Source organism: Pseudomonas lijiangensis, from assembly GCF_018968705.1.
GTDB lineage: Bacteria > Pseudomonadota > Gammaproteobacteria > Pseudomonadales > Pseudomonadaceae > Aquipseudomonas > Aquipseudomonas lijiangensis.
This window is the reverse complement of record NZ_CP076668.1, coordinates 1,597,507-1,618,863: the sequence shown is the minus strand read 5'-3', so window position 1 is coordinate 1,618,863 and position 21,357 is coordinate 1,597,507. Positions and strand designations below refer to the sequence as shown.

The following is a 21,357-nucleotide window of genomic DNA, read 5'->3' as shown; positions in this document are numbered from 1 at the left end:
TCGGAAGATATTTTTATCGTCTTATAGAGAAAAACCTATATAAGAACACGGGGGACTTATTCAGATAGTATTTATCTATCTGACATCGGTCCCCCGCACACTCAAAGCCTGAACCGATCCACCGACTGCGACAACTGCCCCGCCAGCGCCGACAACTCATCGGTCGTCCCGGCAGTCTGGCCAATGACTCTGCTGTTGCCTTCGGACATGCTGGCAATCATTTCCACCTGATGGGCGATTTCGTTGCTGGCCAGGCTTTGTTCGCTGATGGTGCGGCTGATGTCGTTGACCAGTTGGGTGGTGCTCAGCGTGGCATCGAGGATGTCCTTGATGGCGGTTTCGACTTCGGCGGTGACGGCCATGCCCTTGTCGACCTGGGCCACGCCCGTTTCCATGCTGGTGACAGCTTCGCGGGTGTTTTGCTGGATACGGGAAACCATGCTGGCGATTTCCTGGGTGGAGGCGCTGGTGCGTCCGGCCAGGCTTCTTACTTCGTCGGCCACCACGGCAAATCCACGTCCCTGCTCGCCGGCACGTGCTGCTTCGATGGCGGCGTTGAGCGCAAGCAGGTTGGTCTGGTCGGCGATGCCCTTGATCACCTGGATAATATTGAAGATGCCTTCGGACTCTTCATCCAGATTGCGGATCACCTGGGCCGACTGCTGCGACGAGCGGGCAATGCTTTCCATATCGCTGACCACCTGATGAATCACGCGACCACCATTTCGGGCCAGTGCTTCAGCCTGGTTGGCCATGTTCAAGGCACGTTCGGCGTGTCGGGTGATTTCTTCGATACTGGCCGTCATTTCACTGGTCGCTGCGGACATGGTGCTGGCGGCCGAGCTTTGCTGCTGGCTGCTGTCCGCCACTTCATGGCAGCCACTGCTCAATTGCTGACTCATGCCAGCGACGCCATGGGCATTGCTGCGCACCACCTCGATCATGCTCCGCAAGTCGCGCTGCATGATCGCCAGGCTGCGGATCAACATGCCCGCCTCATCCTTTTGCCGGGGTTCGACAATGGACTCGCTCAGGTTGCCATGGGCGATGCTTTCGGCAATACGGCTGGCGGACGACAACGGCCCCATGATGCTGCGGATGACCCAGAGCCCTTGAACAATCAGCAATATCAAGCTGGCAATCAATACCGCGCCGAGGGTGAGGTTGGCGTTGCTGCTGGCTTGTCGGGTTTCTTCACTGGCCTGTTGCGTGCTGCTTTCGATGAGCTCGCTCAGGCCGGCCATTTCGTCTTCCAGCTCACTGAACGCCTTGTTGAAGACGCCCAGTTCCTGATGCGCACTCTCGGGTTTGTCGAGAGCCAGCCCGACGATTCTTTCGCCAGCGGCAATGTAGGTTTCCAGGCTGGGCTTGACCTTGTTCAGCCCCGCCTTGATGGCGTCATTCACAGGCAAGTTGAGGTTTTCACCGAGGACTTTACGAAAGAGCGCCGCATGCTCGGCAATGGAGCTACGCACCTCGTCTTTGCTGCTGTCGCTTTGGCCAAGGCCGACCAGAATCGCCGAGAGCACATCCGCGCGCAGGGCGTCGTGCATCATGTCGGCCTCAAGATGGTTGCGCAGCGCGGTCATGCTGACCTCGTTGTCCTCCATCGCATCGGACATCCGGGCATTGCCCACATAACTCACCAGACTGGTGATCAGGATGGCAATTACGCCGGTCCCCATAAGCAGAAGCAAACGTAGTTTTATAGACACCCTGCCGCCCTCTTGTGGTCCTTCAGATAGAGCAAAACCTAGTTCCAGACTGGTTATCGGCACCCTCGCCGGGTTAGTTAAGCCTATTTGCAGGCTTTCGTTTCATGGCCCGTAGTGAAACGTCCGACACTGACTGTGGCCGAGTGCTATTCTCGGCGCGCTACGCACAGCCGGCAGGCAAAATACTTTGAAGACAGGGATAAAGGGATGATTGACTTCAGCAACAAGGGCTTCTTCAAGCTTAAACAGAACAGCGAATACGCCGAGCGCGTCACTGAGCTTCTGCTGGAAGGCGAACAGATCATCGACTCCTATAAATCGATGCGCGATGGCGTGGTGTTCACCAACAAGCGAATCATTGCGGTCAATGTACAGGGCATCACCGGCAGCAAAAAAGATTTCACGTCCCTGCCCTACAAGAACATCGTCGCTTACTCCGTGGAAACCTCCGGGACTTTCGACCTGGACTCCGAACTCGAGGTTTATTTCTCGGCCCTGGGCAAAGTGAAATTCGAATTCACCGGCAAGACCCAGATTGTGGAAATTTCCAGGATTATCTCCAGGCACATCTTCTAGGTTCGTAACACACAAAGCGCCTGTTGATCGTTTCTTAACCTGCCGGCAGAAACGATCAAGGCTTCTCCAGCGCCCGCTCACGGCGCCCCAGCAGAAAACCGCACACGCCCCAGCACGCCGCCAGCAGCGCGCCGAAGATCATGGCGGCTGCGGGATGATCGCCAAGCAAGTCGATGGCACGCTTGAGCCAACCACTCGCCGCATCGCCACCGCGATAGACCACGGTGTCGATAAAGTTCTTGGCCTTGTACTTCTGCTCGGCAGGCACGACGGCGTAGAGCATCTCGCGTCCCGGCCTGACCAGCGCATATTCGCCCACACGGCGAATGACCATGACCACCACGAATATCGAGAACAAAGGCGCGAACGCCAGCGCCAGAAAGCCCGGCACCATCAACAGCGGCACAGCCACCAGCAACAGGCCAACCCCAAAGCGTCTGGCCAGATGCCCGGTTAGGAAAACCTGAACGATCAGGGACAATGCCTGCACAGTCGCGTCGATAAGGCCGAAGATTCGCGTCTGCTCGGTGCGATCCGGAAAATACTCGGCCACCAGACGCGCCTGCTCGAAATACAGGAAGGTATTGATGCTGGCCAGCATCAGCACGAACAGGGTGATGCCCATCAGGTAGGGCGAACGAAAGGTCTGGGTGGCGCCCGCGAACGGGTTGCCGCCCAAGGGTTTGTGTCTGGGGGCCGGTTCGTCGGCCTGGGACAACGGTCGCGCATCCCGCCAGCGATGCAGATTTGTTGCCGCTGCGGCACAGGCCAGAAGCAGCAAGGCACTTATGATCAACAGCCCGACATGCCCCAACGGCCTTACCAGCAAAGCCCCGAGAACCGGACCGGCCAGACCGCCCACGCTTGCACCGCCCGCAATCAGCGTGAAGGTGCGCCTGGCCTGAGACGCCACCATCACATCGGCCAAAACACTCCAGGCCAGTGATATGGCGATCAGGTTGAATACCGACAGCCAGATATAAAAGGCTCGTGCCGCCCAGACGTTGTCCGGCTCCAGCCGGAAAACCGCGGCAAACAATAGCAAGATGCAGGCGCAGCCCACATAGACCCACAGCGCCAGAACCCGGCGCGGCAGCCTTGAAGCCAGCCAGCCGAACACCGGCAGCATGACCAGCGTCGCGAGAAAGGTTCCGGTGAACAGCCATTGCAGGTTGTCCACGCCACCGGCAATCCCCATGGTTTCCCGCACGGGCCGTAACATGAAATAGCCGGTAAACAGCGTGAAGAACATCAGCAAACCGACGACGACCGGCTGCGCCTCATCCTGCCCGACATTGAACAGCCTGGAGACAGTGCGCATCAGCGGCGTAGCGGGCTTGCTCGGCATGGGGGCTCCAGATGAGGTGAACCGCATACGACCCTTGGAGTAAAGCCTATTTCAATCCCTGGCCCGCAAATACTCTGCCATCGCAGCAAAACGCCTCCGGGTTTCGTACTCGAACAGGCGGTTGACCAGCGGGTCGAGCACTCGCCCCAACCAGCGTGGGCGCATCTGGATTCGGAAGGTGTAAATCAGCTCCGAGCGGGCATCATCAATGTCGCGGTGCTGCATCGATGCGGCCCAGCCTTCAAACCAGCCAGCAGGCTCCACCAGCACGGCAGCCGCGACCCTGCCCGGCTGATAATTCACAAATCGGGTGCGCATGGCGAAAAAGCGTTTCCAGCCACGCCCCTGATTGAACGTGATTGCCCCGACATACGGGTGACTGCCACCGCCCTCCACTTCAGCCCGCGACAACAAGCTGTCCCAACGCATGCGCACGTCGTGATCGTGAAAGGCCTCAAAGGCGTCGGCGGCGCTGGCCGGCATGATCATCCTGATTCGGTTTTGCCGCACTTTCTGCTCCTGGGTCACCGTTCGCTCCTGCACAGTCATGCCGATCAGTTAAGGCTCATACAACACTTGTGGGAGGCAGCTTGCTGGCGAAAAAAGTCTGAAACCGGCAGATATTCTGCGTCTGTAAAAAGTCGCCAGCAAGCTGCCTCCCACAAAGTCATTCAATGACCTTAACTGATCAGCATTACCCCTACACAGAATGCGAACCAGGTGGGACCGGATTTATCCGGGAAGACTGCTAACCCTTCCAGTCAAGACGCCCCCATCAAGCAAAAAACGACCGCCGCCGCCCCAGCAACCGTCGCCACCAGGACCCGGTCACAACACCAGCCTGCACCTGAACCAGCTCCGGCAGATCCCGCAATTTCACCCACAGCTCCCCACGCCATTGCAGCGAACTCAGGGCATTGCCCTGCCAGCGCATCTGGTACAGCAATGGCTGATCGGCTACTTCTGCATGACGAACATCCAGAGCCGGCAATACTTCCTGCGCGAGCCAGCGGCGCAGTGCGCGGTTTTCAGGGACGTAGTGATGAACAAGCATCGCGAAGACGCCCGACTCGCTGATCATCAGGCATTTTTCCCAATTGCCGTGGGTCAGCAGCCAGACGGTGCGGCGCTGGTCGATATCGAGCTTGAGGGTGGCGCGTTCGTCCAGTTGCTTGCCCATCAACCGGGCCAGGTCCTGCAGGGGAAACCAGACCTGGGCATCCAGCATCACGGCGCGCAGCATGCGGTGGTGGCGGATGAAGATGGTGGGCTCGAAGTGATCGATGCAGGGTGATGAAGGGTATGGAAGGTCCATTGTGTCAAAGCTCCTTGTGAGAAAAAGAGCTGCCGGACGTCGTCAAACGAATTGGGTGGCAGCTGTGCGAAGGTTGACGAACCGGCCTTCACTCGCGCACACCGGCAGACCCGAAGGTCTCCGACGCACAGCCGCCATGAAGCAACCTCATGCATGAAATGGCATGAGGCAGCATGGAGCGCGATTGCGAGTGCAGGATCAGGTCGTCAAACCCGGCCGCTGATTTTGCAGCGACGCCGCACCTTAAATCCCCGAATCGACACATACAAGCGGTCGGGATTTTCTAGGAAATTTCACTCAAGGGAAAGGGAAGATGCCAGGCGGCAGCTTCCTTGTGGACTGCGTGGAACACGACCAATCAAGGCATACATCACTTTCCGGGAGGCTCGACACTCTGACGAAAACCATGAACAAGCATTTATGCTCATATGGCCTGACGATCAACCAATCCGATTGATCGCCACGCCCACCTCATCAAGCCAAAAACGACCGCCGCCGCCCCATCAACCGTCGCCACCAGGACCCGGTCACAACACCAGCCTGCACCTGAACCAGCTCCGGCAGATCCCGCAATTTCACCCACAACTCCCCACGCCATTGCAGCGAACTCAGGGCATTGCCCTGCCAGCGCATCTGGTACAGCAATGGCTGATCGGCTACTTCTGCATGACGAACATCCAGAGCCGGCAATACTTCCTGCGCCAGCCAGCGGCGCAGTGCGCGGTTTTCAGGAACGTAGTGATGAACAAGCATCGCGAAGACGCCCGACTCGCTGATCATCAGGCATTTTTCCCAGTTGCCGTGGGTCAGCAGCCAGACGGTGCGGCGCTGGTCGATATCGAGCTTGAGGGTGGCGCGTTCGTCCAGTTGCTTGCCCATTAACCGGGCCAGGTCCTGCAGGGGAAACCAGACCTGGGCGTCCAGCATCACGGCGCGCAGCATGCGGTGGTGGCGGATGAAGATCGTGGGTTCGAAGTGATCGGTGCAGGGTGATGAAGGGTATGGAAGGTCCATGGGGGTAAAACTCCTTTGGGGAATTAACCACCCGATACGTCGCTAAACGCATGTGGGTGGCGGCTGTACGACGGTTAGCGAACCGGCCCCAAAGGCACACCGGCAGACCCGAAGGTCTCCGACGCACAGCCGCCATAACGCATGCCTCAAGCATAAAGCTCGCTTGAAGCAGGTTGTGTAGCACTGCTGTGCCTTGGGATTCGGATCGCTAAACCCGGCCGCTGATTTTGCAGCGACGCCGCACCTTAAATCCCCGCATCGACACATACAAGCGGTCGGGATTTTCTAGGAAATTTCACTCAAGGGAAAGGGAAGATGCCAGGCGGCAGCTTCCTTTCGGACTGCATAGCAACGAATCACAGTGGCAATTGGCAGCCTTTTTTCTTCAGCGACTCCAGCACCCAGGTACGGTCATTGGTGCCCTGAGCGATCTGCTCCATTTGCTTGTTCTCAGCCGTGTGCTTGGCAACTGCACGCTCATACACTTCGGCGACCTGATCATAAGGGACGCACAACAGGCCATCGTCATCGCCAATGATCAGGTCGCCCGGCTCGATCACCATGCCGTCGATGGCGATTGGCACATTGATCTCGCCCGGACCATCCTTGTAAGGCCCACGGTGTGAAATCCCTGCCGCAAACATCGGGAAATCACCCTGGCCGATGGCGCCCGCATCGCGGATTGCACCATTGATCACGATCCCCGCCACACCGCGCTTGACGGCGTAGGCCACCATCATTTCACCGATCAGCGCATTGGACAGGTCACCGCCGGCATCCACGACAATCACGTCGCCTGGCTGGGAAATATCCAGTGCGTAGTGAAGCATGAGGTTGTCCCCCGGACGGGCCTTGACGGTTATCGCCGGACCGGCAAGCACACCGCCACGATGCATGGGGCGCAACCTCGCCCCGCCTGCGGTCATGCGGTTCATCGAGTCGCTGACGTTAGCGACCGGAACCTCGCGGTAGCGCGAAACCCAGCTTGCATCGACCTTGCGTGCGCGCTCCAGAACCCTGAATCCAATGCTCATGTGACGTACCTCGTGTTGTTGATGTTGTTCGATGTCGTCGGTTGTGCACAGCCAACCAAAACAGAATTACATTTCATTATTGAAATTTCAATTCCTATTCAACCCCACCAACCTCATCAAAAACAAGAATTAAATCTTAATATTGCAACGGCATTTCAATATGATAGTGTTTATCCCCAGCAGAATCTGCTCACCACATCTGAAGCGACCATAACAAGAAGGTGTCTGACATGACCCGAACCATCCTGCTCACCGGGCCCGAACTCGCAGCGGACGCCATGAATCTGGCTGCAAGCCAAGGCATCAGGGTGATCCCCACAACGCCCTATCTCCCCGCCGAAGAACTGGAAGCGATCATTCGCGCCGAGCAACCCGATGCGATCATCGTTCGCCAGGGTCAGCTGACCCGCGCCATGATCGAGGCATCCCCCAGGCTCAAGGTGATCGCCAAGCATGGTGTGGGTTTCAACACCATCGATATTCAGGCGGCTGCCGCTCTGGGCGTGCCGGTCAGCATTGCGGTGGGTGCCAACGCGCAGTCCGTTGCCGAGCACGCCTTTGCACTCATGTTCAGCGTGGCCCGCCAGACCGCTCTTCTGGATGCACGCATGCGTGATGGTCACTGGGACAAGTCTTCAGCGAACGGCATTGAATTGTCTGGCAAGACCCTTGGCCTGGTGGGACTGGGTTCGATCGGCAGCATCCTGATGGACCTGGTGGCACCGCTGCAGATGAAGGTGAAGGTCTATGACCCCTATCTGCAGCAATTGCCCGAGCGGGCTCATGTATCGCGCGAAGAGGATTTCGACCGTCTCCTGGCCGAAAGCGATGTCATCAGCCTGCATTGCCCGCTGACAGACGCCAATTACAACCTGATCGGTGCTGCGCAATTCCAGCGCATGCGCCCTGGCTGCATTCTCATCAATACAGCCCGCGGCGAGCTGATCGATACCCAGGCTCTGGTTGACGCACTGAGCGAAGGCAAGATAGCGGGCGCCGGCCTGGACACCTTCAACCCCGAGCCCCCGCCGGCCGACAGTCCGCTCTGGGGCCTACCGACACTGGTCGCGACTCCGCATGTAGGCGCCAACACCTCCGAAGCGCGAGATCGCGTGGGGCTCGTCGCACTTCGCCAGATCATTGATGTATGGGAAGGCACTCCCCTGGACCCTCGGTGCGTGGTCAACCGCCACCTGCTCGACCATTGATCCCGTGATCGTGAGCTCCTCTCAAGGGGAGCTCTGCTCATTAAAACACTCCAGAAAAACAAGAACCGGAGAGTCATATGACATCAACAGCCTCCAGCGTCAGCGAACTTGAACGCAGCACCATGCGCCGGGTCGCCTGGCGCATATTGCCCTTCCTCATCATCTGTTACCTGATTGCGATCATTGACCGCGGCAATATCGGTATGGCTTCGCTACAGATGAATGCAGACCTGGGCCTGACTGCAAAAGTATTCGGCTTTGCCAGCAGCCTGTTTTTCTTCTCCTACTTTCTTCTGGAAGTCCCCAGCAATCTGGCCATGCAAAAGTATGGTGCGCGTATCTGGATCGCCAGGATCATGATTACCTGGGGATTGATTTCCGCGGGGACCGCCTTCGTGCAGGGAGCCAACTCGCTGTACGTGATGCGTTTTCTGCTCGGCGCTGCCGAGGCCGGATTTTTCCCTGGCGTATTGCTGTATCTCACCTATTGGCTGCCTTCCGCTTATCGTGCCCGCATGGTTGCCATCTTCATGGTTGCCATTCCCGCCGCCAACTTCATTGGCTCTCCCCTGTCGGGGCTGTTACTGAGCCTGGATGGCTGGATGGGCATGCGCGGCTGGCACTGGCTGTTCATCATCGAAGGCATTCCGGCCGTACTGCTGGGGATCGCCTGCCTGTTCGTCCTGACCGACCGCCCCGAACAAGCCAAATGGCTCAGTAACGAGCAACGCAACTGGTTGACCCAGCGTCTGGCAGAAGAGGCCTCGAAGAAAACGACCATCGGGCACCTCTCCTTGTGGAAGCTGCTTCGCCACAAAGATATCTGGGTACTGGCACTGATCTACTCGGGCGCCTCTGCCGCTGGCAGCACCATGAGCGTCTGGGCCCCGCAACTGCTCAAGACCTTTGGCTTGAGTGCCATGGAGATCGGCCTGGTCAACGCCATTCCCTACGGCCTCGCTTCGGTGCTGATGATTGTGTGGGGACGCAGCTCCGATCGCACCGGCGAACGTCGCTGGCATACGGCAATGACCATGCTGATGATCGCTGGCGGCCTGCTGCTGACACTGTTCACCTCATCTCTGGTGGCCACAGTGATCATGTTGAGCCTGGTGCTGATTGGGGCCTACTCGATGAAGGGTCCGTTCTGGGCACTGGTTTCCGGCTGGCTTTCATCTTCTACGGCCGCGGCGGGACTCGCAGCCGTGGGTGCCCTGGCCAACCTGATCGGCGGCGGAATCATGGTGAATGCCTACGGCGCGATTCATGACGCAACAGGCAGCCATGCACTGGCACTGATGCCACTGGCGGCACTGTGCACTCTTGCAGGCGTCATGGTTCTGGTCATCGGCCGCAAGCGTGAACGCGAACAAGCCGAGCTGGCCGGAGCTGCGGCTGCCAAGGGCTGAAACACCACACCTGCCAACGCCTCAATACAAGAATAAAGAGGTTTATCGAATGGCTTTATCTCGTCGCCGCTTCCTGCAGGCAGGAAGCGCGTTGAGCGCACTCGCGTCCATGGGCGTTCTTGCCAACGTCCCTTTCAGTCGCGGTGAGGCTCCACCCAAACGGCTTCCACCGGCCGGTAGCGTTGATTGCCACATGCATTTGTACGATGGACGCTACCCTGCTGCCGCCAATGCCAGGCTGCTCCCGGACGACGCTTCACTCGAAGATTATCGCCAACTGCAACAGCGGTTGGGCATGTCGAGAATGGTCATCGTAACGCCATCCACTTACGGCACCGACAATCGCATCCTGCTCGACGGACTTCTGCGCAGTCAGGGTAACGCGCGTGGGATAGCCGTTGTCGATCCGTCGATAAGCGCCGAGGAACTGGGCCGCCTGCATAAGGCTGGCGTGCGCGGCATACGCTTCAATTTCAGCGTAGGCAGCACGTCACTCGATGACCTTGAACAGCTCGCACCCCGAGTGAACGAGCTTGGCTGGAACGTGCAGGTCGCCCCCGGACCTCATCTGGCAGAAATGGAATCACGCCTGGCCAGACTGCCGGCAAGGCTGGTGATCGATCATATGGGGCATGTGCCCCAGCCCGAAGGCGTGAAGTCCGATGCATTCGCCTCACTGACCCGGCTGCTGGACAACGAACGAACCTGGATCAAGCTCTCCGCCCCCTACCTTCGCTCGCTCTCGGGAGCGCCTGACTATGAAGACTCGGGAAAGGTTGCCAGTGCATTGATCATGAGAAACACCGAACGCATGCTGTGGGGCAGCGACTGGCCCCACCCTACACTGGCAACTGACAGGAAACCCGACGACGCTGCCATTCTGGACCTGCTGGGAGCCTGGGCTGGCGATGAGAAAAAGCGCACATTGATTCTGCGCGATAACCCCGTATCACTTTACGGATTCTGACTCGACAGCACCGGAGTTACTTGCCGCCTTGCAACCCAGACTGCGCATCAGGTCGCGCGCGGCGTCAAAAAAGACGGCCCTGAAACTCTCGGCAGCCTCTTGCGTCAATCGGCTTGCAGGCCCTGAAATGACCAGAGCGCCCATCAGTTCCTGCTGGGCGCCATAAATCGGCAGCGCGACAGAGGCGGCATGGGGGTCGGTCGCGCCACAGGAATAAAACGGTTTTTCCAGCGCCATTGCAGTCTGGAAAGAGGCACGCAACGCCTGGGCTCCGGCAGCCTCATCCATGGGACGCATGTCACCCGGCTGCATATTGAGCCGCAGCCGATGAACAGAATTCACCCGGTACTGACACATGCGGTAGGCACCATGGCGAACGTAAAAGGATACGGTTTCACCGGTCTGCTCGGACAGGTAATGCAGTTTTGGCATTACATGGCCTTCCAGATCGAGCGACTCCTGGTAAACGGCATTGAGCCTCATGACTTCGCTGGCCAACTGATAGCGCCCATCGGCCATTCGCGTGATGAACCCGTGATTTTCCAGTGAAACCATCAAGCGCATGATCGTGCTTTTGATAAGCCCCGTACGCTCGACCAACTCGACCAGACTCAGCGCCTTGTCTCCGACCTGAAATGCCGTGAGCACCGTCAAGACCCTGTCGGCCGAAGCCACACCATTCACCGCAGGGCGCGGCCGCGCTTTTACCATTACAGACACCTCGACTCGTGGAGCCCATCAGCAGGCTTGGCCGAGCATTATCCGCCAACGAGGTCATCCTCGCCATCGCTGTACCGCCCTCACATCCGCAAACGGCCCGCGCTTGCGTATCAAGCGTTTCCGCGCCCTCTCGAAAATAAAATATGGAACGCAGTTTCATTAGTTTACAAAAAACCGAACAAAGGTATCGATTAACGATAAAAAATCACTTATTTTGAAATTGAGTTTTATTTTTACCAATAACAATTCTAACTCCAGGAGCGCTCATGAGCTTCTTCCCCGCACCCGCCATCGTCGAAACGACGGTTTTCACTCGCTTGCCGAACCACTTCCGCAAACCACGTCGAACCGCCTGGGCAGACGCCAACCGTCAGGGCCGTGAAATCGATTCGTTTCTGGAAGGCCCGTCTTTCGACCGTGACGGCAACCTCTATGTGACCGATATCCCTTACGGCCGGATTTTCAGGATCTCCCCGCAAGGTGAATGGGATCTGGTGTGCGAATACGACGGCTGGCCCAACGGCCTGAAGATCCACCGCGACGGGCGAATCTTCATCACCGATTACAAACGCGGAATCATGGTGCTTGACCCTCAGAGCGGGCATATCGAACCGCTGCTGGAATCGGCAGGGTCCGAAGGCTTCAAGGGTGTCAACGATCTGGTATTCGCCCCCAACGGCGACCTTTACTTCACCGATCAGGGCCAGACCGGCCTGCAAGATCCGACCGGGCGAGTCTACAAGCTGAGCAGTGACAACAACCTGTCCTGCCTGATCAACACCATCCCCAGCCCGAACGGCATCGTTTTCGACCCACACCTCAATCACCTGCTGATCGCCGTGACCCGCGCCCAGCAAATCTGGCGCATTCCGCTGGGCAACGGCTCGATTATTGGCAAGGTCGGCGTCTTCTCTCAGCTTCACGGCGGCCTGGGCGGACCGGATGGTCTGGCTCTGGATAACGAAAGCAACCTGTACATCGCCCACACCGGTTTCGGCTCGGTATGGAAACTGTCGAAAGTGGGCGAACCGCTTCAACGCATCGTGTCCTGCCAGGGCATCAGCAACACGAACCTGGCCTTTGGCGGTCAGGACAACCGCAACCTCTACATCACAGAGTCGGAATCGGGCTCGATCCTGCAAGTGACCACAGCGACCCCGGGGTTGAGCATGTATTCACATAGCTGACCCATACGCCTCGCCATACCTTCAAAACAATTACAAAAGAAGTGATGCCATGACCCAGAACATCCCGGATGCGCTCCCTCCTCTGTCGGACGAAGAAGGCGAAAAACTGCTGCGCCGCGTGATGCTGCGTATCCTGCCCTTCATATTCCTGTGCTACGTCATCAGCTACCTGGACCGCACCAACGTCGGTTTTGCCGCCATCAGCATGAACAAGGACCTGGGACTGACCGCCACCATGTTCGGCTGGGCAGCAGGCCTGTTTTTCTTTGGCTATTTCATTTTCGAGATCCCCAGCAACCTGCTCATGCAACGCTTTGGTGCGCGGGTCTGGATTGCCCGGATCATGATCACCTGGGGCCTGATTTCCATGGCCACGGCCTTCGCCACCGGGCCGATCAGCTTCAGCATCCTGCGCTTTCTGCTGGGCGTGGCAGAAGCCGGCTTCACGCCAGGCGTCTATCTGTATTTCACCTACTGGTTTCCCGGTAAATGGCGCGCCAAGGCTATCGCGGCCTTCCTGCTGGGTATCCCCACCGCCAACATCATCGGTTCGCCATTGTCTGGCTGGCTGATGGAAATGCACGGGATCATGGGGCTGAAAAACTGGCAGTTCCTGCTGGTGGCCGAAGCGTTGCCAGCGGTGCTGCTGGGCATTGCCTGTCTGTTCGTGCTGGTGGACACGCCGACCAAGGCGCGCTGGATGAATGACCGGGAAAAAACCTGGCTGAGTAACCGTCTCAACCAAGAGCAGCAAGCCATCGGCTCTTCCCATGGCAATACCTTGCGCAGCGCACTGACCAACCCCAAGGTGTTCACACTGGCGGCGATCAACTTCTGCTGCATCGTCGGCTCCGTCGGCATCGGCTTGTGGATGCCACAGATCATCAAAAGCCTCGGCATGACCAACACGACCGTAGGCCTGGTTACCGCGCTGCCTTATGTTCTGGGCGCAATCTCCATGACGATCTGGGCACGCCTGGCCAACCGCAGCCAGCAACGCCTGCCCTACGTGGCCGGCGCCCTCGCCTTTGCGGCCATCGCTCTGGTGGGTGCAGCACTCACTGACGATCCGCTGCTGAAAGTCACCTGCCTGGCGTTGACCGTATCCGGCATCCTGTCATTCCAGGCGACCTTCTGGGCCATCCCTTCCACTATCCTGACCGGTCGCGCCGCAGCGGGCGGACTGGCGCTGATCGTTTCGATCGGCAACCTTGGAGGTTTTGCAGGGCCCTTCCTGATCGGCCTGATCAAGGACGCCACCCAGTCGTTCTCCGTGCCGTTCTACGTCGTCGCATCCTTCCTGATGCTCGGCACCTGCCTGATGCTCTGGCTCGGAGATCCGGCACGCCGCAAGGACGCCGACACCGGTCAGGCCGCTTACGACAGCGCCTCTCGATAAATACCCTCCGGCCGGCCCTGTTCAGAGGGCCGGCCAGTTGCAGCTATCGAGCAAGAAACGACCGCGACCGTCCAATCACATCGAAAACTCATGCTGGGGCTGCAATGGCCGACACCCTTTAATATCGAGAACTTTTACCCTCACCATCCAGCCTTCAACTGAGCCACCTGACCATGGCCAAGCCACCATCGTCCACTACCGCCCATTCATTTATGCCAGTCTCCGGTCGACTGGGGGTACAGGCCATCGTCCTGCTTGTGGTGGCCTGCATGACATTGGGGATACTTACTGGAAGCCTTCTCTATGGGCAATACAAAGATGTGGAGACGACACGCCGCACAGAGCTTGCAAACTTGTCTGCATCGATACTGCGTTCGGCAGAGAGTTCCATCACTTATGCCAGCATGATTCTGGTCGGTCTGGCCGAGCGTTATCGTCATGATGGTGAAACATCCGAAAATCTGGCTCGAATGATGAGTGTCGCCCACAGCAGGGTGGACGGGCAGACCGAAATTCAGGGTATATTTTTTTATGCTGCTGACGGGCGATGGATCATGACAACCTTGTCGCCACAAATCCCTCAGCGCAACAACGCTGATCGCGAGTACTTCAAGTACCACCAAAAGAATGAAAGTCTCGCCCCGTACATAGGCCCGCCGATTCAGAGTCGCACAACAGGAGAATGGATCATCACAGTGTCCATTCGTCTTGAAGACGCTAACGGAGCGTTTGCTGGTGTGGCACTTGCAACGCTGCGCCTAGAAAGCTTCCTCGAGTTTTTTCGATCCTTTGAGCTGGGTGCAAACGGAATTGTGAGCTTGGCTCGCACCGATGGTGTTCAATTGGTCAGGACCCCCTTCAGCCCGGAACTTATAGCGGTCAATGTTTCCAATGGGCCGGTTGTACGGGCGATCCAGGCTGGAAGCACGCGAGGCGTCCTTCTCTTTGATTCACCGGTAGACGGGAAGCGGCGAATGGTCGGCTACGCCAGTAGTGGGCGTTACCCCATTCGGTTGTCGGTCGGTATCACCGACGGCTATATATTTGCTTCCTGGAAGCGAGATTGTTTTTTAACCCTTTCGGCCGTTTTCACTGCTTTGTTCATTATTCTCTATCTCGGCATCAGAACCATGCGAGATATAGAAAAGCAAGCCAAGGATGAAATCGTGTTACGCCATGATCATGGTCAGTTGCACATTCTTGCGAGCGAGGATGGACTTACGGGCCTGGCCAACCGCCGACAGTTTGATCAAACGCTGGACATGGAATTTAACAAGGCTCGAAATAATCAGAACCCGATATCCCTGCTGCTTTTGGACATTGATCATTTCAAACAATACAACGACTGTTATGGGCACCCAGCGGGGGATGAGTGTTTACGTCGCGTTGCAGCCCTCGTCCGTGCGTGCCAAGGCAGAAGCTCGGATCTGGCTGCGCGATATGGCGGAGAAGAAATTGCGGTGATCTTGCCCGCCACCGATCTTGACGGGGCTCTCTTGATAGCCGAAAACATCAGGCGGGCGGTTGAAGATGCTCACATAGAGAGTCGCCTGGTGGAGCGAGGTCGAGTAACCGTCAGCATAGGAGTAGCCACATATGATCCTTCATCAGGATCATCCGGGGGTGATGAGCTGCTTATATCGGCAGACAAGGCGCTCTACAAGGCCAAGCATGAAGGCCGCAATCAAGTTGTCTCTGGCATGGTCTGACTCGGCACCGCTCTCAAGTCGTCGCGGCCAAGGCCCCTGCCACAAGTGAAATGTCAAAGGTCAATGAATCACTTTGTGGGAGGCAGCTTGCTGGCGACTTTTGCGTACAGACGCAGAATATCTGCCGGTTTTCAGGCCTTTTTCGCCAGCAAGCTGCCTCCCACAGTAATTACACTCCTACTCGGTTTGCTTCGCCCGCGCCGCGTGCAGTTTCTTGTAGCTGTCGATCAGACGCAGGTGTCTGTCGAGGCCTTCGAGTTTCATGCTGGTCGGCGTCAGGCCGTAGAAGCGGACGCTGCCGTCCATTGAGCCCAGCACGGCATCCATGCGTTCGTTGCCGAACATGCGGCGGAAGTTGACTTCGTAGTCTTCCAGCGCCAGCTCTTCGTCCAGTTCAACTTCCAGCACCACGTTCAAGGCCTGATAGAACAGACCGCGCTCGACGGTGTTGTCGTTGAATTGCAGGAAGGCTTCTACCAGCTCTTTCGCCTCTTCAAACTTCTGCAGGGCGAGGTAGATCAGCAGTTTCAGCTCAAGGATCGTCAACTGGCCCCAGGCTGTGTTGTCGTCGAACTCGATGCCGATCAGGGTGGTGATGTCGGTGTAGTCATCCAGCTCACTATCTTCCAGACGCTTGACCAGTTTTTTCAGGCTGGCGGCGTTCAGGCTGTGCAGGTTCAGGATATCGGCACGGAACAGCAGCGCCTTGTTGGTGTTGTCCCAGATAAGGTCTTCCAGCGGGTAGATTTCGGAATAACCCGGCACCAGAATGCGGCAGGCCGACGCGCCCAGGTGCTCGTACACCGCCATGTACACTTCTTTGCCCATGTCTTCGAGAATACCGAACAGCGTCGCGGCTTCTTCGGCATTGGAGTTTTCGCCCTGGCCGGAGAAATCCCACTCGACAAACTCGAAGTCGGATTTCGCACTGAAGAAGCGCCACGACACCACGCCGCTGGAGTCGATAAAGTGCTCGACGAAGTTATTGGGCTCGGTCACCGCATGGCTTTCAAAAGTCGGCTGCGGCAAATCGTTGAGGCCTTCAAAACTGCGACCCTGCAGCAACTCGGTCAGGCTGCGCTCCAGCGCCACTTCAAAGCTCGGGTGTGCGCCGAACGAGGCGAATACGCCGCCGGTGCGCGGGTTCATCAAGGTGACGCACATCACCGGGAATTCGCCGCCCAGGGACGCATCCTTCACCAGTACCGGGAAGCCCTGCTCTTCAAGGCCCTGAATACCGGCCAGAATGCCGGGGTATTTCGCCAGCACGTCCTGAGGCACATCCGGCAGGGCGATTTCACCCTCAAGGATTTCCCGCTTGACGGCGCGCTCGAAGATTTCCGACAGGCATTGAACCTGCGCTTCCACCAGCGTGTTACCGGCACTCATGCCATTGCTGAGGAACAGGTTTTCGATCAGGTTGGACGGGAAGTACACCACTTCACCATCCGACTGACGCACATACGGCAGCGAGCAGATGCCACGCTCGACATTGCCGGAGTTAGTGTCGTACAGGTGCGAGCCGCGCAGTTCGCCGTCAGGGTTGTAGATTTCCAGGCAGTATTCGTCGAGGATTTCTTCCGGCAACGCATCCTTGCGGCCTGGCTTGAACCAGCGCTCGTCCGGGTAATGCACGAACTCGGCATTGGCGATGTCCTCGCCCCAGAACTGATCGTTGTAGAAGAAGTTGCAGTTGAGCCGCTCGATGAACTCGCCCAACGCCGACGCCAGTGCGCCTTCCTTGGTTGCGCCCTTGCCATTGGTAAAGCACATCGGCGATTGCGCATCGCGGATATGCAACGACCAGACATTGGGTACGATATTGCGCCACGAGGCGATTTCGATCTTCATGCCAAGGCCCGCCAGGATGCCCGACATATTGGCGATGGTCTGCTCCAGCGGCAGGTCCTTGCCGGCAATGCAGGTGCCCTCTCCCGAAGACAGGCTCGGCATCAGCAACGCCTGAGCATCGGCGTCCAGGTTCTCCACTTCCTCGATCACGAACTCAGGCCCGGCCTGCACCACTTTTTTAACCGTGCAGCGATCAATGGAGCGCAGGATGCCCTGACGGTCCTTGGCGGAGATATCGGCAGGCAGCTCGACCTGGATCTTGAAGATCTGGTTGTAGCGGTTTTCGGGATCGACGATGTTGTTCTGCGACAGGCGAATATTGTCGGTGGGGATGTTGCGGGTTTCGCAGTACAACTTCACAAAGTAAGCCGCGCACAAGGCCGATGAAGCCAGGAAATAGTCGAACGGACCCGGAGCCGAACCATCGCCCTTGTAGCGGATAGGTTGATCGGCAACCACCGTGAAGTCATCGAACTTGGCTTCAAGTCGAAGGTTGTCGAGAAAGTTGACCTTGATTTCCATGCGGGATTACCAGAATAGCGAACAAACGATTGGTCGCCATTATCCGGTTTTTCAGCGGGAAGTCTTGCGCTTTGCGGATGGTGTCAGCTCAGGCCATGGCATCCAGCTCGGCCAGCAGCTCTGGCGCAAGGTTCAATTCGCTGGCGGTCAGGTTCTCGCGCAGGTGAGCCACAGACGATGTGCCCGGGATCAGCAGGATGTTTGGAGAACGCTTGAGCAGCCACGCAAGCGCCACGCAAAGCTGTGATGCGCCTGCGCGCCGGGCCACGCTCGCCAGGACTTCGGATTGCAGCGGCGTGAAACCACCCAGGGGAAAGAACGGCACATAGGCGATCCCCTGGGCGTCCAGATCGGCTATCAGCGACTCGTCGTTGCGATGCGACAGGTTGTAGTGATTCTGCACGCAGGCAACCCTGGCGATCCCCTGCGCTTGCCTGACCTGAGAGGCGGTGACGTTGCTCAGCCCAAGGTGCCGGATCAAACCCTGTTGCTGCAGTTCGGCCAGCACCGTGAACGGTTCCTCGATAGAACCTTCGTCGGGCGCACTCTGGGTACCCCAGGCCCTGAAATTCACCACTTCCAGCACATCCAGTTGCAGGTAGCGCAAGTTGTCGTGGACGGCACGAATCAGGTCGGCCGGATCATGGGCCGGCAACCACGAAGCATCACTGCCACGCTGGACACCCACCTTGGTGGCGATCACCAGGTTATCGGCATAAGGATGCAGGGCCTGGCGAATCAACTGATTGGTGATATTCGGCCCGTAGAAGTCGGCGGTATCGATATGATTCACGCCAGCCTCCAGCGCTCCACGCAGCACAGCGATTGCCGCGTCCGAATCCTTGGGCGGACCAAAGACATGAGGACCTGCCAACTGCATCGCACCATAACCCATGCGATTGATTGTGCGGTCACCCAGTAAAAATGTACCTGCGTTGCTGGCGTCGCTCATGTGATCTGCCTCTGTCCGATAGTGATGTGAAACCACTATAGGTATTGACGAGTGATCCGATAATCCATTGCAATCGGCACAGGTCGTACGGGAGAGCGAACAGTGGCAACAGACATTCAGGACTTGCTGGCATTTGTGGCGGTGGTCAACGCCGCAGGCTTTCGCGAAGGCGCCAGGGCCAGCGGAAAATCCGCATCGAGCCTGAGCGATGCCGTACGCCGCATGGAGGCACGGCTGGGGGTGCGCCTGCTCAACCGCACCACGCGCAGCGTGACGCCGACCGAGGCTGGCAAGAAACTGATGGAGCGCATCGTGCCGGCACTGGGCGAAGTCGAGGCTGCGCTGGATGTGGTGAACGACTTTCGCGACCGGCCTTCCGGCACGCTCAGGCTCAACGTCCCCCTCAGCGCAGCGCGGTTGGTGCTGCCTTCGATCATTACGCCATTTCTGCAGGCCTATCCCGAAATCCGCCTGGAGGTGATTGTCGAGGAAAGCTTCGTCGATGTGCTCGCGGCAGGCTGTGACGCTGGCATTCGCTACGATGAGCGCCTGGAACAGGACATGATTGCGGTCCCCATCGGACCGCGTCTCCAGCGCTGTGCAACGGCGGCCTCGCCAGCTTATTTGAACGCCCGTGGTCGCCCCGAACATCCACGCGACCTGCTTGACCATGCCTGCCTGCGGGGCAGGTTCCCCAGCGGCGCGATGCCTGCCTGGGAATACGAGCGCAACGGCGAAGTGATCTGCGTAGAGCCCAACGGCCCGCTGGTGGTCAGGATAGGCGGCGCGATGGACATGGCCATACAGACAGCCATCGACGGCCTGGGAATTGTCTATCTGTTCGAGGACTGGTTACGTCCTCACCTGGACAGTGGCGCCCTCGAACCGGTACTGGAACCCTGGTGGCAGAGCTTTTCGGGGCCGTTTCTCTATTACCCCGGCCGCCGTTACCTGCCCTCCCCCTTGCGGGCCTTCATTGATTTCATCAAGGCGGGCTGAAAGCGAGGTCGAGGCGTTGTTATCGTAGGGCGCCGTACCGAGGCCACGGCGTCACGTCAACCAGTGCCACAGCAGCAGCGTGCCCACCAGACCGACCACCGAAACGATGGTCTGCAGCACTGACCAGACCCAGATCGTCTGCTTCAGTTGCAGCCCGAAGTATTCGCGGACCATCCAGAAACCGGCATCGTTGACGTGGCAGAAGAACACCGAGCCCGCGCCGATCACCAGGGCCACCAGCGAGGCCTCGACCGGCGCAAGCCCCGCCATCATCGGTGCCAGGATGCCCGCGGTCGTGGTGGTCGCCACGGTGGCCGAACCGGTTGCCTGCCGCAGCGCCACGGCAATCAGCCAGGCCAGCAGCAGATACGGCATGTGCGCGCCCTCCGCCACTTTACTGATCGTCTGACTGACACCGGCGTCCAGCAGGGTCTGCTTCAAACCGCCACCGGCGCCGATGGTCAGCAACAGCACGGCTATCGGCGCCAGGCTTTTACGCAAGGTCCCGCCCACATGCTCACGGGAAAGACCATTGGCCCAGCCCAGGCACACCGTCGCAGCCAACACCGCGATACCCAGGGCAACCAGCGGCTCGCCGAGAAACTTCAGGGTCAGCGCGAGACTGCTTTCAGGCTCCATCAGCACCTTGGCCAGGGTGCTGCCGAGCATCAGAATCACCGGCAAAAGAATGATCAACAACGAAATACCAAAACCCGGCTGGCGGCTGACATTGGGCTTGGCACTGAACAGCTCACCCAGCTCGGCAGGCTCTTCGATGTGCATGCGCTTCGACAACCAGTTGCCATAGAGAGGCCCCGCAAGAATCACCGCAGGCACCGCAATACACAGCCCCAGCAACATGGTCAGCCCCAGATCGGCGTGCAAGGCACTGACCGCAATCAGCGGCCCGGGATGCGGAGGCATCAAGGCATGCAGCGTGGTCATACCAGCGAGTGCGGGAATGGCGATCTTCAACAGCGGCTGATTGGACTGACGCGCCATCACAAAAATGATCGGCACCATCATGACCAGCCCGACCTCAAAGAACAGCGGCAGGCCGATAACCATCGCCACCAGCGCCATGACCCAGGGCAACGTCTTGCCCTTGCCCAGCCCGAGCAAGGTGGTAGCAATCCGGTCTGCGGCCCCCGACTCGGCCATCAACGCACCCAGCATCGCCCCCAAAGCAATGATGATCCCCGCCTCCCCGAGAATACCGCCCGCCCCTTTGCTGAACGCTTTGGCAACGGCCTCCGGTGGTAAACCCGCGCCGATCCCGGCAATGAAAGCACCCACCAGAATCGACAGAAACGGAGGAAGCCTGGTGACACTGATCAGCACGATGATCGTGGCAATCGCAATCAGGCAGCAGATAATCAGGCGGGTGTCATGCAACACCCAGGCAGCAGACGACAGATCCAACGTAAACCCC

General features: G+C 58.3%; 18 protein-coding genes and 1 pseudogene. 8 read left to right on the top strand and 11 right to left on the bottom strand.

Annotated features, from left to right (window positions below; all coding sequences use genetic code 11):
• Positions 1-101 precede the first annotated feature (101 nt).
• Positions 102-827, bottom strand: a complete 726-nt coding sequence (locus KQP88_RS25535; RefSeq protein WP_407681827.1) for a methyl-accepting chemotaxis protein — start codon at positions 825-827, stop codon at positions 102-104.
• Between the two features lie 132 nt (positions 828-959).
• Positions 960-1,244 (bottom strand): annotated as a pseudogene (locus KQP88_RS25530) (HAMP domain-containing protein); the annotation flags it as partial.
• A gap of 678 nt (positions 1,245-1,922) precedes the next feature.
• Here KQP88_RS25530 and KQP88_RS07165 point away from each other — a divergent pair.
• A complete protein-coding gene (locus KQP88_RS07165; protein ID WP_198728353.1) occupies positions 1,923-2,291 on the top strand; it encodes a PH domain-containing protein in 369 nt (122 codons plus the stop codon).
• A 55-nt stretch (positions 2,292-2,346) separates the two neighbouring features.
• Here KQP88_RS07165 and KQP88_RS07160 read toward each other — a convergent pair whose 3' ends face one another.
• From KQP88_RS07160 to KQP88_RS07140, 5 genes are all read right to left on the bottom strand, one after another.
• Positions 2,347-3,639, bottom strand: coding sequence for an NTP/NDP exchange transporter (locus KQP88_RS07160; RefSeq protein ID WP_407681816.1), 1,293 nt, complete (start codon positions 3,637-3,639; stop codon positions 2,347-2,349).
• Between the two features lie 51 nt (positions 3,640-3,690).
• Positions 3,691-4,149, bottom strand: coding sequence for an SRPBCC family protein (locus tag KQP88_RS07155; protein ID WP_198728352.1), 459 nt, complete (start codon positions 4,147-4,149; stop codon positions 3,691-3,693).
• 265 nt (positions 4,150-4,414) lie between these two features.
• On the bottom strand, positions 4,415-4,954 hold the full coding sequence (locus tag KQP88_RS07150) for a BRO-N domain-containing protein (protein WP_216705219.1): 540 nt from the start codon (positions 4,952-4,954) through the stop codon (positions 4,415-4,417).
• 474 nt (positions 4,955-5,428) lie between these two features.
• Positions 5,429-5,968 (bottom strand): BRO-N domain-containing protein, encoded by a 540-nt coding sequence (locus tag KQP88_RS07145; RefSeq protein ID WP_216705218.1) that lies wholly within the window; start codon positions 5,966-5,968, stop codon positions 5,429-5,431.
• 356 nt (positions 5,969-6,324) lie between these two features.
• On the bottom strand, positions 6,325-7,002 hold the full coding sequence (locus tag KQP88_RS07140) for an RraA family protein (protein ID WP_216705217.1): 678 nt from the start codon (positions 7,000-7,002) through the stop codon (positions 6,325-6,327).
• Between the two features lie 230 nt (positions 7,003-7,232).
• Between KQP88_RS07140 and KQP88_RS07135 the strand changes: the two genes are divergently transcribed.
• From KQP88_RS07135 to KQP88_RS07125, 3 genes are all read left to right on the top strand, one after another.
• Positions 7,233-8,210 (top strand): hydroxyacid dehydrogenase, encoded by a 978-nt coding sequence (locus KQP88_RS07135; RefSeq protein ID WP_216705216.1) that lies wholly within the window; start codon positions 7,233-7,235, stop codon positions 8,208-8,210.
• A gap of 77 nt (positions 8,211-8,287) precedes the next feature.
• On the top strand, positions 8,288-9,619 hold the full coding sequence (locus tag KQP88_RS07130) for an MFS transporter (protein WP_216705215.1): 1,332 nt from the start codon (positions 8,288-8,290) through the stop codon (positions 9,617-9,619).
• A gap of 49 nt (positions 9,620-9,668) precedes the next feature.
• Entirely contained in the window at positions 9,669-10,586 is a 918-nt protein-coding gene (locus KQP88_RS07125; protein ID WP_216705214.1) for an amidohydrolase family protein, read from the top strand.
• Here KQP88_RS07125 and KQP88_RS07120 read toward each other — a convergent pair.
• Positions 10,569-11,297 (bottom strand): IclR family transcriptional regulator, encoded by a 729-nt coding sequence (locus KQP88_RS07120; protein WP_216705213.1) that lies wholly within the window; start codon positions 11,295-11,297, stop codon positions 10,569-10,571. The two genes, KQP88_RS07125 and KQP88_RS07120, sit on opposite strands and share 18 nt — an antisense overlap.
• A 275-nt stretch (positions 11,298-11,572) precedes the next feature.
• Between KQP88_RS07120 and KQP88_RS07115 the strand changes: the two genes are divergently transcribed.
• The 3 genes from KQP88_RS07115 (at position 11,573) to KQP88_RS07105 (ending at position 15,601) form a co-directional block, all read left to right on the top strand.
• Positions 11,573-12,493, top strand: a complete 921-nt coding sequence (locus tag KQP88_RS07115) for an SMP-30/gluconolactonase/LRE family protein (RefSeq protein ID WP_216705212.1) — start codon at positions 11,573-11,575, stop codon at positions 12,491-12,493.
• 49 nt (positions 12,494-12,542) lie between these two features.
• Positions 12,543-13,892 carry an MFS transporter gene (locus KQP88_RS07110; RefSeq protein ID WP_216705211.1) on the top strand — a complete coding sequence of 450 codons (1,350 nt, stop codon included), beginning with the start codon at positions 12,543-12,545 and terminating at the stop codon, positions 13,890-13,892.
• 173 nt (positions 13,893-14,065) lie between these two features.
• Positions 14,066-15,601 carry a sensor domain-containing diguanylate cyclase gene (locus KQP88_RS07105; protein ID WP_216705210.1) on the top strand — a complete coding sequence of 512 codons (1,536 nt, stop codon included), beginning with the start codon at positions 14,066-14,068 and terminating at the stop codon, positions 15,599-15,601.
• A gap of 177 nt (positions 15,602-15,778) precedes the next feature.
• Here the strand turns inward: KQP88_RS07105 and KQP88_RS07100 are convergent, their stop codons facing one another.
• Together KQP88_RS07100 and KQP88_RS07095 are read right to left on the bottom strand one after the other, a co-directional pair.
• A complete protein-coding gene (locus tag KQP88_RS07100; RefSeq protein WP_216705209.1) occupies positions 15,779-17,974 on the bottom strand; it encodes an OsmC domain/YcaO domain-containing protein in 2,196 nt (731 codons plus the stop codon).
• 88 nt (positions 17,975-18,062) lie between these two features.
• Complete coding sequence (locus KQP88_RS07095; RefSeq protein ID WP_216705208.1) at positions 18,063-18,926, bottom strand: aldo/keto reductase family oxidoreductase; 864 nt, start codon at positions 18,924-18,926, stop codon at positions 18,063-18,065.
• A 102-nt stretch (positions 18,927-19,028) separates the two neighbouring features.
• Between KQP88_RS07095 and KQP88_RS07090 the strand changes: the two genes are divergently transcribed.
• Positions 19,029-19,925 carry a LysR family transcriptional regulator gene (locus KQP88_RS07090; RefSeq protein WP_216705207.1) on the top strand — a complete coding sequence of 299 codons (897 nt, stop codon included), beginning with the start codon at positions 19,029-19,031 and terminating at the stop codon, positions 19,923-19,925.
• 51 nt (positions 19,926-19,976) lie between these two features.
• On the opposite strand, the gene KQP88_RS07085 is transcribed toward KQP88_RS07090, so the two are convergent.
• A complete protein-coding gene (locus KQP88_RS07085) occupies positions 19,977-21,347 on the bottom strand; it encodes a GntT/GntP/DsdX family permease (RefSeq protein WP_216705206.1) in 1,371 nt (456 codons plus the stop codon).
• Positions 21,348-21,357: the final 10 nt, after the last annotated feature.

Bases quoted from the DNA above. Each gene is read 5' to 3' on its own strand.
- KQP88_RS25535 (WP_407681827.1), bottom strand. From the start codon at position 827: ATGTCCGCAGCGACCAGTGAAATGACGGCCAGTATCGAAGAAATCACC.
- KQP88_RS07165 (WP_198728353.1), top strand. From the start codon at position 1,923: ATGATTGACTTCAGCAACAAGGGCTTCTTCAAGCTTAAACAGAACAGC.
- KQP88_RS07160 (WP_407681816.1), bottom strand. From the start codon at position 3,639: ATGCCGAGCAAGCCCGCTACGCCGCTGATGCGCACTGTCTCCAGGCTG.
- KQP88_RS07150 (WP_216705219.1), bottom strand. From the start codon at position 4,954: ATGGACCTTCCATACCCTTCATCACCCTGCATCGATCACTTCGAGCCC.
- KQP88_RS07145 (WP_216705218.1), bottom strand. From the start codon at position 5,968: ATGGACCTTCCATACCCTTCATCACCCTGCACCGATCACTTCGAACCC.
- KQP88_RS07140 (WP_216705217.1), bottom strand. From the start codon at position 7,002: ATGAGCATTGGATTCAGGGTTCTGGAGCGCGCACGCAAGGTCGATGCA.
- KQP88_RS07135 (WP_216705216.1), top strand. From the start codon at position 7,233: ATGACCCGAACCATCCTGCTCACCGGGCCCGAACTCGCAGCGGACGCC.
- KQP88_RS07130 (WP_216705215.1), top strand. From the start codon at position 8,288: ATGACATCAACAGCCTCCAGCGTCAGCGAACTTGAACGCAGCACCATG.
- KQP88_RS07125 (WP_216705214.1), top strand. From the start codon at position 9,669: ATGGCTTTATCTCGTCGCCGCTTCCTGCAGGCAGGAAGCGCGTTGAGC.
- KQP88_RS07120 (WP_216705213.1), bottom strand. From the start codon at position 11,297: ATGGTAAAAGCGCGGCCGCGCCCTGCGGTGAATGGTGTGGCTTCGGCC.
- KQP88_RS07115 (WP_216705212.1), top strand. From the start codon at position 11,573: ATGAGCTTCTTCCCCGCACCCGCCATCGTCGAAACGACGGTTTTCACT.
- KQP88_RS07110 (WP_216705211.1), top strand. From the start codon at position 12,543: ATGACCCAGAACATCCCGGATGCGCTCCCTCCTCTGTCGGACGAAGAA.
- KQP88_RS07105 (WP_216705210.1), top strand. From the start codon at position 14,066: ATGGCCAAGCCACCATCGTCCACTACCGCCCATTCATTTATGCCAGTC.
- KQP88_RS07100 (WP_216705209.1), bottom strand. From the start codon at position 17,974: ATGGAAATCAAGGTCAACTTTCTCGACAACCTTCGACTTGAAGCCAAG.
- KQP88_RS07095 (WP_216705208.1), bottom strand. From the start codon at position 18,926: ATGAGCGACGCCAGCAACGCAGGTACATTTTTACTGGGTGACCGCACA.